We start from the raw sequence: 12,061 nt of genomic DNA on the forward strand, positions 1-12,061 counted from the left end.
AGTTGAAGAGTGCCAGAAGACAACGGTTTACTTCACCGTGACATCGATATCGCCAAAGTACTTCTTGGACAGCTCGCCAATGGTGCCTTGCTGCTTCACCTTGGCGATGGCGTCGTTGAGCTTTTTCAGCGTCGCGGTATCATCTTTACGCAGGCCGAAGGCGATACCTTCGCCCAGGATTTTATCGTCCTGTACCGCATCGCCAACAAACGCGAAGCCTTTACCATCTGGATGCGCCAGGAAACCGCTCTGCCCGGCAGGGGCCATGATCAAGGTGGCATCCAGGCGGCCAGCGGTCAGATCCAGATAGACCTGGTTTTGATCCTGATAAGATACGACATCAACCCCTTCCGGTGCCCAGTGTGCCTTGGCATAGTTTTCCTGAATGGAACCCTGCAACACGCCGACGTGCTTACCCGCCAGCGATTTGGCATCGGGTTGCAGGCCGCTGTCGGCCTTGGCAATCAGGCGGTTTGGCACCTGATAAATCGAATCGGTAAACGCAATCGCCTGCCTGCGCTGCTCGGTGACGTTCATCGCCGAGTTAATCACGTCAAATTTGCGGGCCTGCAACGCCGGGATCAGGCTGTCGAACGAAGTTTCTACCCAACTGCATTTGACCTGTGCGGCGGCGCACACGGCGTTACCCAGATCGATATCAAACCCTTCCAACTGGCCGCTGGCGGATTTGGACTCGAAAGGCGGATACAGGGCTTCAAGCCCAAAACGCAGGCTATTCTCTGCCGCTAGTGTGGAACCGGCTGCCAGTAAACATCCCGCCGCGATCAGCGTTTTCAGTGCTTTTTTCATTGTTGTTGCTTCCCCATGGTAAAAATCAATGGATCACACCTGACACAGACGGCGAGCGCCTTCCAGCAGGGTGTCATTATCTTTCGAGAAACTAAGCCGGATAATGCCGGTATCGGTGCCGTCGCTGTAGAACGCCGACAGCGGGATGGTGGCCACCTTGGCTTCGCGGATCAAACGGACCGCAAAGTCGTTGTCGCTTTCATGACTGAAACCGCTAAAGCGGGCCAACATAAAGAAGCTGCCACGGCTGGGCAGTAACTCAAAGCGTGATTTTTGCAACGCGGCTGCCAGCAGATCGCGCTTTTGCTGGTAGAACTCCGCCAACCCCAGGTAGCTCTGTGGATTATTCAGGGCGGCGGCAAAGGCGTATTGCATCGGGGTATCGGCAGAGAACACCATAAATTGGTGCACCTTGCGGATTTCGTCCATCAGCGCTGCCGGTGCCATGCAGTAACCGACGCGCCAACCGGTGACGTGATAGGTCTTGCCAAAGGAAGAGACGATCACGCTGCGCTCTGCCAGAGCAGGATGGCAGGCCATGCTGTGGTGAATGCCACCATCAAACACCACGTGCTCATACACTTCATCGGAAAGAATGACGATATCAGTATTGTGGGTCAGGGCAGTCAAGCGCTCGATATCGTGTTCATCGAATACGCTGCCGGTAGGGTTGTGCGGGCTGTTGACGATGATCATCCGCGTTTTGCTGTTGATTGCCGCCGCCACCTCATTCCAGTCGATGGTTAAATCTTGCAGCGAAAGCTTGATGGCAACCGGGGTCGCCCCTTGCAGACGCACAATCGGGGCGTAGCTGTCGAAGGCGGGTTCGAAATAGATCACCTCATCGCCGGGATGGACCAGCGCGCTGATGGCGGAGTACAACCCTTCGCTGGCGCTGGCGATCACCGTGATTTCGTCGTCGGCGTCATAGTGGGCGCCATACAGCCGCTCAACTTTTTCCGCCAGTGCATGACGCAGTGCCGCTACGCCGCTCATCGGGGCGTACTGGTTATGACCTGCACGCATGGCTTGGGCAACGTCCTCAACCAGTTGCACATTACAGGCAAAATTGGGGGCGCCCTGCGACAGATTCAGGGCTTGATGTTCGGCGCTCAGTTGGCCAATCACAGTGAAAATGGTAGTGCCAACGTCCGGCAGTTTCGAACGTTGCGAACAGGCGCTGTGCATGGGGGGCTCCTGGCAAAAGAATCGAGTGTCGAATGATTAAGCATCAGTTAGGATGGGCTAACAAGAGAAAATTCGTCATGCTTGCCATGCAGCCAGATCATGGCTGATAGTGAAAATAAATGCAGGTATCGGGATTTATTATGCAAACATCGCTACCGTCGCTCGACGTGCTGAAAACCTTTGTGGTGGTCGCTGAGCGTCTCAATTTCACCCATGCCGCCCAGACGCTGCACCTGACGCAGGGCGCAGTTAGCCGCCAGATCCTGGGATTGGAACAACAACTGGGTTATCCGCTGTTTAGCCGCCGCGCGCGTGGGTTAACGCTGACGCCACAGGGCGCGCTGCTGTTGGCGCCGGTACAACTGGCGTTAGAGCAATTGGCGCAAGCGCTGGCCAAGGCCGGGGAGCAGCCGGGTACGCTACGCGTCAAATGCCCAACCTGTGCGATGCGCTGGGTATTGCCGCGCATTATTCGCCTGCAGAATGAACGGCCAGAGATGCATATCGAACTGACTGCGTCGGTATCGCACGGGCTGGATTTTGGCAGCGAGCATTTTGATGCGGCGGTGGTGTTTGGCAAACCTCAGGGCAAACGGCTGGTGGTGCACCATCTGTTTGATGAGATCCTGACGCCGGTCTGCACGCCGAACTATCTGCCTGGCCTGGATCGGCCACCAGAACCTGCCGATCTGGCGGAGACAACCTTGCTGCATCCTACGCGCGATCGCCGTGATTGGTTGCTATGGTTGAAAGCGGCGGGGCAGACGGCGTTGCCCTCTGCCAAGTCACAGCATTTTGATACGCTCGATCTGGCGATGAGCGCCGCATTACAGGGCTGTGGTATCGCCATTGGCGATTTGTGCCTGCTAGAGGAGGATATTCAGGCCAATCGCATTATTACGCCGTTCCCGATCAGCGTGGTCAGCGGTGCCGCCTATTATCTGGTTTACCCCGAACATGCGGTGGTGCCTGCGGCCTTAACCCGGCTGGTGGAGTGGCTAGGGGCAGAGGCGCAAGCCAGCCGGAGCAGATTGCATCATCTGCTAACAACAACGCAGACGAATTGATTCTGCAAACAAAAAGAGTATGGCAAACTGCGTGCTCACATCTATTAATGCCTCCTGGCCGACATTGCCGGCGGGGACGTGCCTGAGAATCAAACTATGAAATGGCTTTGTGTGGTGAGTATGTTGTCCGGCCTGGCTATCAGCCCGGTTTTTGCGCAGGAAAGCAGTGTGACCCAAGGGATCTATGCTAAGGAGCGTGATGCCTTTGTCTCCAACCTGATGAAGCAGATGACGCTGGAAGAGAAAATCGGCCAGCTACGTTTGATCAGCGTTGGGCCAGATAACCCGAAAGAGGCCATTCGTGACGGCATCAGCAAAGGCCAGATCGGGGCGATCTTCAACACCGTGACCCGGCCAGATATCCGCGTCATGCAGGATCAGGCCATGCAGCTCAGCCGCCTGAAGATCCCGCTGTTTTTTGCCTATGATGTGGTACATGGCCAGCGTACCGTATTCCCGATCAGCCTGGGGCTGGCGGCGAGTTTTGATCTGGAGGCTATCGCCCTGAGCGGACGTGTTTCAGCGCAGGAAGCCAGCGATGACGGCCTGAACATGACCTTCTCGCCGATGGTGGATATTACCCGCGATCCGCGTTGGGGCCGAGTCTCCGAAGGGTTCGGTGAGGATACCTGGCTGGTATCGAAGATTGCCAAAGTGATGGTGGATGCCTACCAGAATGGCGATCCGTCCAAGCCGGGTTCGGTGATGGCCAGCGTGAAGCACTTCGCCTTGTATGGTGCAGTTGAAGGCGGCCGTGACTATAACACCGTCGATATGAGCCCGTTGCGTATGCATCAGGATTACCTGCCGCCGTATAAGGCGGCGGTAGATGCTGGCAGCGGTGGCGTGATGGTTTCGTTGAACTCAATCAACGGCGTACCGGCGACGGCCAACCCATGGTTGCTGAAAGATCTCCTGCGCGACCAGTGGGGCTTTAAAGGCATCACCATTAGCGATCACGGCGCGATTAAAGAGTTGATTAAGCATGGCGTGGCCGCGGACGCGCGCGACGCGGTGCGCTTGGCGATCACCTCCGGCGTCGACATGAGCATGAGCGACGAGTATTACGACCAATACTTGCCGGGGTTGGTGAAGGAGGGTTTGGTTTCTGAAAGTGAGATCGACCGAGCCTGCCGCGACGTGCTGAACACCAAATATGATATGGGCCTGTTTAAAGATCCGTATAACCACCTTGGCCCGGTTGGTTCCGACCCGCAGGATACCAATGCCGAAAGCCGTCTGCACCGTGCGGAAGCCCGTGTGATTGCCCGTAAAACGATGGTGCTGCTGAAAAATGACAAGCAGACGCTGCCATTGCAAAAGCAGGGTACCATTGCGCTGATCGGGCCGATGGCCGACAGCCAGCGCGATATTATGGGGAGTTGGTCAGCCGCAGGCGTGGTGAAGCAGTCGATCACCGTGCGTGAAGGGTTGCAGAATGCGGTGGGCGATAAGGCCAGCATCCTGTACGCCAAAGGGGCCAATATTACCCAAGACAAGAGCATTATTGATTATCTGAACGAGTATGAACCTGCGGTGGCCTTTGACACGCGTCCGCCACAACAGATGATTGATGAAGCGGTGAAGATCGCCAAACAGGCCGACGTGGTGGTGGCGGTAGTGGGTGAGGCGCAGGGGATGGCTCATGAAGCCTCCAGCCGGGCGGATATCACCATTCCACAAAGCCAGCGTGACCTGATCGCGGCGCTGAAAGCCACGGGTAAACCGCTGGTTCTGGTGCTGATGAATGGCCGTCCGTTGGCATTGAGCTGGGAAAGTGAACAGGCAGATGCGATGCTGGAAACCTGGTACAGCGGCACCGAAGGCGGTAACGCCATCGCCGACGTGCTGTTTGGTGACTACAACCCTTCCGGCAAGCTGCCAATGACCTTCCCGCGCTCGGTAGGGCAGATCCCGATTTACTACAACCATCTCAACACTGGCCGACCGTTCGGCAAGGAAAACCCGGGCAAGTACACTTCGCGTTACTTTGATTCGCCGAATGGCCCGCTGTATCCATTTGGGTATGGTCTGAGCTATAGCCAGTTTGCCCTGTCGGACTTCAAGCTCTCCAGCCCCGAAATGGCGCGCGACGGCAAAATTACCGCCAGCGTGATGCTGAAGAATACCGGTAAATATAACGGTGCCACCGTGGTGCAGCTGTATGTGCAGGATGTAACCGCCTCGGTCAGCCGCCCGATCAAGGAGCTGCGTAACTTCAAGAAGGTGACGTTGCGTGCCGGGCAGGAACAGCGGGTGGAATTACCGATTACCGAGGACGATTTGAAGTTTTATAACGCCAGCCTGAAATGGGGCGCGGAGCCGGGTAAATTCAACGTGTTTGTTGGCCTGGACTCGGACAACCTGCAACAGCAGAGCTTTATCCTGAAATAAGTTTGTGAGGGGACAAGGTATCCCGGCTCCGACGCCATGTCCCCTCATCAAATACCAAGTGGTTCACGATAAAAATCACCGGAGATTGCATCATGAAAAGATATCTGGACTGTAGCGCCAGCGATCTGGCCAACATCAGCAAAGACGATCTGATCTACGCCATCCGTGCCAGCGAAGGGCGCATCTTGGTCAGTGAGAGCATCGCGGTCACTCAGCCGCTACTCAATAACGTTACCAATGCCGAGCTGGCCGCCAGCCAGGGGGCCGACATCCTGCTGCTGAACCTGTTTGATGTCAATCAGCCGCACATTGCCGGGCTGCCTGGCGATGTGCCGCCTGAGAATGCCATACGCGAACTGCAACGGCTGACCGGGCGCGTCATCGGGGTCAATCTGGAAGCCGTCGATCCGGCGTTTGCCACCACGCATAATGAGTTCTGGCAGATGACGGCGGGGCGCGCGGCCACGGCGGAAAACGCCCGAAAGTTGTATGAGCTTGGCGCTCGCATGGTGGTTTTGACCGGTAACCCGAATAACGGCGTCAGCAACCAGGCCATCGCAGAGGCGCTGAAGCACATTCGTGACGAAGTGGGCGATAAGCTGGTGCTGGTGACCGGCAAAATGCACGGTGCCGGGATTGTGCGTGAAAGCGGCAGTCAGTTGATCACTGAACAAGATATCGCACTGTTTGTAGAAAATGGAGCTGATATCGTTCTGCTGCCAGCACCGGGCACCATCCCCGGCATGTCGCAGGAAAAGGTCGCCTCGCTGATTACGTTTACTCAGCAACAGGGCGCGCTGGCGATGACCGCCATCGGCACTTCTCAGGAGGGGGCCGATGTGCAAACCATCCGCCAGATTGCCCTGATGAGCAAAATGGCCGGAGCCGATCTGCATCATATTGGTGATACCGGCTATCTTGGCTTGGCGTTGCCGGAGAATATCTTTGCCTACAGCGTGGCGATCCGCGGCGTACGCCACACCTATACCCGCATTGCCCGCTCCGTTAACCGTTAGCAATTTGCCTTTTCAACGCGTTGTTTGATCCGGTAGATTGTTTCATGGCGGCTATCGCTATATTATTTCGTATATAACGATAGCCCACCGGAAACGCCCATGTTCAAACGTCTATTACTGCTTGCTCTTCTTTTCTCATCCGCCGCCTTGGCGGATCGCCAGGTTACCGATCAACTCAACCGCACCGTGACGTTGCCGGACCACATTACTCGTGCCGTGGTGCTACAGCATCAGACGTTAAACCTGCTGGTACAGCTAGACGCCATGCCGCAAGTGGTTGGCGTGCTCAGCAGTTGGCAGAAACAGCTGGGGCCGAACTATTTACGGCTGGCTCCAAGCCTGGCCAAGATGCCCATGCCGGGCGATCTTACGGCGGTCAATATCGAAAGCCTGCTGGCTCTGCACCCGCAGGTTGTGTTTGTGGCCAACTATGCCCCGGCGGATATGATCGCCCAGATCGAACGTGCCGGTATTCCGGTGGTGGCAATCTCGCTGCGCCGTGAACCAGCGGCTCAGGCTGGGAAAATCAATCCGGTAATAGAAAATGAAGATCGGGTTTATAACCTTGGCCTGCAGGATGGTATTCGCCTGATTGGCAAGGTGATGGGCCGTGAGGCGCAGGCGGATGCGATGGTGAAAGATGTTTTCCAACAGCGCGCGTTGGTGGCTAGGCGTTTGCATGATATTCCAGAGGATCAACAGGTGCGGGTCTATATGGCTAACCCGGATCTCACTACGTACGGTTCGGGTAAATACACCGGCCTGATGATGCAACATGCCGGTGCCGTGAACGTAGCGACCAAAGATATTCAGGGGTTTAAGCAGGTTTCCATCGAAGACGTGCTGAAGTGGAACCCGGCGGTGATCTTTGTGCAGGAACGTTACCCCGACGTGGTGCAGCAGATCCTCACCTCGCCACAGTGGCAGGCGATTGACGCGGTAAAACACAAACGAGTTTACCTGATGCCGGAATATGCTAAAGCCTGGGGCTATCCAATGCCGGAAGCATTGGCGCTTGGGGAATTGTGGATGGCAAAAACGCTCTACCCACAGCGTTTCACCGATGTTGATCTGCAACAGCACGTAGACGCCTACTACCAACGCTATTACCGCGCCAGTTGCTGCCAGAGCGGCAAATGAAACTGGGGCTGTTATTACTGCTTACGGCCTGCTGCGCGCTGCTCTCCCTGGGTATTGGCCGTTATCCGGTCACGGCGGGTCATAGCCTGATGATTTTGTTGGAACCGGCTATCGGCCAGCATGCAGATATCACGGCGATCGAACGGCAGGTGATCCTCGGCGTGCGTGTGCCGCGTGTGCTGTTGGCGATGGGGGCGGGGGCGGCCTTGGCGCTTTGTGGAGCGGCACTGCAAGGGGTATTTCGTAACCCATTGGTCGATCCACATATTATCGGCGTGTCTTCTGGAGCTGCTTTTGGTGGCGCTTTGGCGATCCTGCTTGGCCTGCCGGTATTGGTGCTGTTGCTGAGTGCTTTCGTCTTTGGCATGTTGGCGCTGTTGCTGATTTTTGCCATCACCAGCGCCATCGCTCGGCGTAATATTCTTTCTTTGGTGCTGGCCGGGGTGATCCTTAGCGGCTTTTTCTCTGCCTGCGTTAGCCTGGTGCAGTATCTGGCGGATAGCGAAGAGAAGCTGCCTAGCATCGTATTCTGGTTACTAGGCAGCTTTGCGACGGCGGATAGCCATAAGTTGCTGATGTTATTCCTGCCGCTACTGCTGGCCGGTGGCCTGTTATTGGCCCTGCGTTGGCGTATCAACCTGCTTTCATTGGGAGATGAGGATGCGGCTGCGTTAGGGATTAACGTTGAACGCACTCGTTGGCTGATCCTGATGCTGTGTGCGGTGATTGTGGCAGCACAGGTGGCAGTCAGCGGCAGCATTGGCTGGGTAGGGTTGCTGATCCCGCATTTGGCCCGCCTGCTGGTGGGGCCGGACCATCGGCGTTTATTACCTGCCGCGATGTGCCTTGGAGCACTGTATATGGTGCTGATCGACGATTTGGCGCGCAGCTTAAGCAGCAGTGAAATTCCTCTGGGTATTCTCACCGCTCTGATCGGCGCTCCTTTGTTTGCCTTGCTGTTAAAGCGTGCGCAGGTAAGGGGTTGGAATGGTTGAAACGCTGCTACAGGTCAGCAACCTGAGCTTTGGTTGGCCAGGGCAACCCAAGTTGTTCCAACAACTTGATTTGCAGTTAAAGCGGGGGGAAGTGCTGGCAGTGCTTGGCCCCAACGGGCGTGGCAAAAGCACCTTGATGCAACTCTTGCTGGGCACTTTGCCGTTACAGCAAGGGAGCGTTGTCGTTCATTGCGGATTAGGGTTTGTGCCGCAGTATTTCACGCCGCCGTTTGCCTACAAGGTGCTGGATATTGTGTTGATGGGCCGGGCTCGGCATGTCGGGCTGTTTCGTTCGCCTTCGCCTGAGGATCATCAGTTAGCCAAACAGGCCCTTTATTCGCTGGATATGCAGGCATTTGCCGATCGTGAGTTTGGCAGCCTTTCCGGCGGGCAACGCCAATTGGTGTTGATAGCCCGGGCGTTGGCGACGGCCTGTGAAGTGCTGATCCTCGATGAGCCGACCTCGGCACTGGACTTACACCATCAGGACCGGGTGCTGACCATGATCGACCAACTGGCACGAGAACGGCAGATGGCGGTGATATTCTCGACACACCAACCTAATCATGCTCATGCCGTGGCAGACCGTGCACTCTTGCTGGGGGCAGAAGGGAGCCATCAGTTGGGCAGTTGCCAGCAGGTTCTGACGGCAGACAATCTTTCGCCGCTGTTCCATCTGCCGATTGAACGGGTATCCGTTCCCTTTGCAGGCAGCCAGTTAGAAACGTTGGTGCCCATCTTCCACAGCCAACGGGAGCGCAATTGTGAATAGCATTACTCTTTTTGCCGCAGGAAGCCTGAGGCTGGCGTTTTCTCCGCTGTTGACGGCGTTTGAGGAGGAGAGCGGTCACCGGGTCGAGGCCACCTTTGGCCCGGCAGGGATGCTGCGGGAACGGATTGAGCGGGGGAAAAGGCCGCAGGTGTTTGCCTCTGCCAATCTCGAACATCCACAGCGGTTAGTGGCACTTGGCTTTGCGCAGGCGGTACAGCCGTTTACCCGCAATCGCCTATGCGCCACGGTGCGTAATACCCCGGAGTTAACGCAGCCGGATTTGCTGACGTTGCTGTGCGACCCACAATGGCGTGTTGGCACCTCGACACCGGTAGCCGATCCTTCCGGCGACTATGCGCAACAGCTGTTCGATCGCCTGGAGCATTGCTTGCCGGGGCAGGGGAGCGCATTGCGTAGCAGAGCAGTGGCGTTGGTTGGTGGGCCAGATTCTGCGCCAGTACCGGCGAGCCGGTTGGCGGCGGAATATCTGCTTGCTGAAGGTCTGGCAGATATCTTTCTTGGCTACGCCAGCTATGCAGATACCTTGGCCTCCTACGCTCAGCTAAAAGTACGTAGATTGCCAGCCGTGATCGACTTCAAAGTGACCTATGGATTGTGTCTACTGGATGAGAGCTGCGTGGCTGCGCAGGCGTTGGTAGCCTTTATTCTGCGCGTTCGAGGGCAGAGGATTTTACAGCGTATGGGCATGTTGGCGTTAGACTAAGGCTTTACTATCAATAACATTAAGTTAATAGCTTAATAACGTGACAGCTTGGTAACTTGCTTATTAATCTTGCCAGCTTACTCGTTTGTTAACTTGTTAAGCTGGCGAGTTATTGAGTTGATCAAATCTTCTTTAGCAAGGCCAGCAACTGCGCCTCGCTCTTGTCGGCCAAAGTGTCGATGGCCAACTTGATCACATCAGAACGGGTGATGCGCACGATGCCGTTACGCGCCGCATGACCGATCACTTCGTCGATCATCTCCACGTGGTTATCCGTCAGGCTGACGGACAGCGCTTTATAAATGCGCTTACGGCCCTGGGGCTTTTCGGCAACGGCGGCAGGAGCGGGAACAATCAACGTATGCGAAGTGGCGCTGTTGATAAATTCATCTTCCGACATGCGGTGGGTTGGCGTACGTTTTTTCACAGGATCACCTCTGTTACCAGGCTTTCGATTTCGTGCTGCGCTTTTTCATTGTGCGCTTCATGCACGGTTAGCGCTTCGCCCCAGGCATCGCGATAAATTTTGCGATCGCACAGGCGGTTGCTCACCAACTTCAGTTCCGGGTATTCGCTTAGCACTTCGGCCGCTTCGTTGGCTTCGTTAATGAAGATATTGGTTGGGCACAGGTTGAGCACAATGTGGCCTTTTACCTTTTCATTGTATTCCTGGGCGGTGGAGAACATCTCGGACAGGTAGCCGATGGTATCCAGGTCCATCTGCGAAGGGCGCAACGGCGAGATGAACAGATCGGCGGCCAGCAGACCGGAGCGTAATTCTGCGCTGTCGCGGCCAGCGGTATCGACAATCACATAATCGTAGTGACGGTTCAGTTCCAGCAGGGTTTCTTTAATCTTGCCTGAGGCTGCCACCACCGGGATCTGCGGAAGCCCTTCAACATTCTGACGGTCGTTGAACCAGGTCATGATGGATTTCTGATCGTCGGCATCGACGATAATGGCCGTTTTCTTCTGTTGCAGGATCAGATATCCGGCGATGTTTACCGCCATGGTCGATTTGCCGACGCCGCCTTTCTGCGAACCAATCAAAACAATCATGTTGCCATCTCTCAAGTTGCCAAGCAGATAACTTATCAATTAGCTAACTTAATAAGTTAATGCGCTTGCTAGGTTGGTAGTTAAATGAGTTAACAAGTGCGTATGACGACAATATGCCCCATTGGCCGTGGCTTGCCAAGTAGCGAAAGTCTTAACTTGTGGGTTTGTTTGTTTAGTAACTTACTAGCTTAGTGAGTTGCTGGCTGAGAAAAAGGGCTAAAATGAGCGTTGAATTTAACTAAGTTAATAGCTTAACAGGTTGGTGTTTTGTGAAGTCATTAAGGTAGGGATGTGGCGGAACCGCATGCATGCTGCGGCCCCGCTTGGGGGATAACGCTACTTTTTCATCATGTTTTTCAGATTGGCGAAGGGGTTATGTGTGGCTAACCCTACGTCTTTCTGCGCATCTTCACCTGCCACCACTGTGGAGCCATACTGATCGGCTTCGGTGTACTTTGAGTGCTCATGATCGTGGCAGTACAGGCACAGCATTTCCCAGTTGCTACCGTCTTCCGGGTTGTTGCTGTGGTCATGATCGATGTGATGCACCGTCAGTTCACGCAGGTTGGAGTAAACAAATTCGCGTGAACAGCGCCCGCAGACCCACGGGAAGATTTTCAGTGCTTTTTCGCGGTAACCGGTTTCCAGTCTCGCGTAGTTTTTTGGAATGTATGCCATGTGGGCACCTACAGGATCAGAATGATATTGCGCTCAATATTACCACAAACCGCTAGGAGATCGCGCAATCTGCACCCGATGAACAAGAGATGCCGTTCCCGGCGCCAAGTCTTATGAGTTTGAACGCTTTCCCTGAAAATCAAGGTGAAGAAGCAGGGCAATTTTGTTCAATACTCTCCCGCTGTAACCCGGCACGCTGGCACCTGTAATTATCTTCT

At 55.3% G+C, this 12,061-nt stretch carries 12 protein-coding genes; 7 read left to right on the forward strand and 5 right to left on the reverse strand.

Annotated features, from left to right (window positions below; genetic code table 11):
* Positions 1-27: 27 nt before the first annotated feature.
* Together ACMV5H_RS02965 and ACMV5H_RS02970 are read right to left on the reverse strand one after the other, a co-directional pair.
* Complete coding sequence (locus ACMV5H_RS02965) at positions 28-810, reverse strand: ABC transporter substrate-binding protein (RefSeq protein ID WP_021805193.1); 783 nt, start codon at positions 808-810, stop codon at positions 28-30.
* Positions 811-843: 33 nt separating this feature from the next.
* Positions 844-1,998: a pyridoxal phosphate-dependent aminotransferase gene (locus tag ACMV5H_RS02970; protein WP_115159178.1), complete on the reverse strand. Its 1,155-nt coding sequence runs from the start codon at positions 1,996-1,998 to the stop codon at positions 844-846.
* A 140-nt stretch (positions 1,999-2,138) separates the two neighbouring features.
* Here ACMV5H_RS02970 and ACMV5H_RS02975 point away from each other — a divergent pair, with 140 nt between their 5' ends.
* From ACMV5H_RS02975 to ACMV5H_RS03005, 7 genes are all read left to right on the forward strand, one after another.
* On the forward strand, positions 2,139-3,065 hold the full coding sequence (locus tag ACMV5H_RS02975) for a LysR substrate-binding domain-containing protein (protein WP_039995865.1): 927 nt from the start codon (positions 2,139-2,141) through the stop codon (positions 3,063-3,065).
* 96 nt (positions 3,066-3,161) lie between these two features.
* Positions 3,162-5,459, forward strand: a complete 2,298-nt coding sequence (bglX, locus tag ACMV5H_RS02980; protein WP_414821429.1) for a beta-glucosidase BglX — start codon at positions 3,162-3,164, stop codon at positions 5,457-5,459.
* A gap of 92 nt (positions 5,460-5,551) precedes the next feature.
* Complete coding sequence (locus ACMV5H_RS02985; RefSeq protein ID WP_021805189.1) at positions 5,552-6,475, forward strand: dihydrodipicolinate synthase; 924 nt, start codon at positions 5,552-5,554, stop codon at positions 6,473-6,475.
* A 99-nt stretch (positions 6,476-6,574) separates the two neighbouring features.
* Positions 6,575-7,615, forward strand: coding sequence for an ABC transporter substrate-binding protein (locus tag ACMV5H_RS02990; RefSeq protein ID WP_414821430.1), 1,041 nt, complete (start codon positions 6,575-6,577; stop codon positions 7,613-7,615).
* Positions 7,612-8,610: a FecCD family ABC transporter permease gene (locus ACMV5H_RS02995; RefSeq protein WP_021805187.1), complete on the forward strand. Its 999-nt coding sequence runs from the start codon at positions 7,612-7,614 to the stop codon at positions 8,608-8,610. Before ACMV5H_RS02990 ends, ACMV5H_RS02995 begins: the two co-directional genes overlap by 4 nt.
* Positions 8,603-9,382 (forward strand): ABC transporter ATP-binding protein, encoded by a 780-nt coding sequence (locus tag ACMV5H_RS03000; protein WP_414821431.1) that lies wholly within the window; start codon positions 8,603-8,605, stop codon positions 9,380-9,382. The genes ACMV5H_RS02995 and ACMV5H_RS03000 overlap by 8 nt, the downstream gene beginning before the upstream one ends.
* Positions 9,375-10,106 (forward strand): substrate-binding domain-containing protein, encoded by a 732-nt coding sequence (locus ACMV5H_RS03005; protein WP_218519657.1) that lies wholly within the window; start codon positions 9,375-9,377, stop codon positions 10,104-10,106. The genes ACMV5H_RS03000 and ACMV5H_RS03005 overlap by 8 nt, the downstream gene beginning before the upstream one ends.
* Before the next feature lie 121 nt (positions 10,107-10,227).
* On the opposite strand, the gene ACMV5H_RS03010 is transcribed toward ACMV5H_RS03005, so the two are convergent.
* The 3 genes from ACMV5H_RS03010 to yajD form a co-directional block, all read right to left on the reverse strand.
* Positions 10,228-10,533: a hypothetical protein gene (locus ACMV5H_RS03010; protein ID WP_021805186.1), complete on the reverse strand. Its 306-nt coding sequence runs from the start codon at positions 10,531-10,533 to the stop codon at positions 10,228-10,230.
* Positions 10,530-11,165, reverse strand: a complete 636-nt coding sequence (locus ACMV5H_RS03015) for a division plane positioning ATPase MipZ (protein WP_021805185.1) — start codon at positions 11,163-11,165, stop codon at positions 10,530-10,532. The genes ACMV5H_RS03010 and ACMV5H_RS03015 overlap by 4 nt, the downstream gene beginning before the upstream one ends.
* Before the next feature lie 336 nt (positions 11,166-11,501).
* Entirely contained in the window at positions 11,502-11,843 is a 342-nt protein-coding gene (yajD, locus tag ACMV5H_RS03020) for an HNH nuclease YajD (protein WP_021180444.1), read from the reverse strand.
* Between the last annotated feature and the right edge of the window lie 218 nt (positions 11,844-12,061).

This window comes from Serratia sp. N21D137, from assembly GCF_047530005.1.
Taxonomy (GTDB): domain Bacteria; phylum Pseudomonadota; class Gammaproteobacteria; order Enterobacterales; family Enterobacteriaceae; genus Chania; species Chania fonticola_B.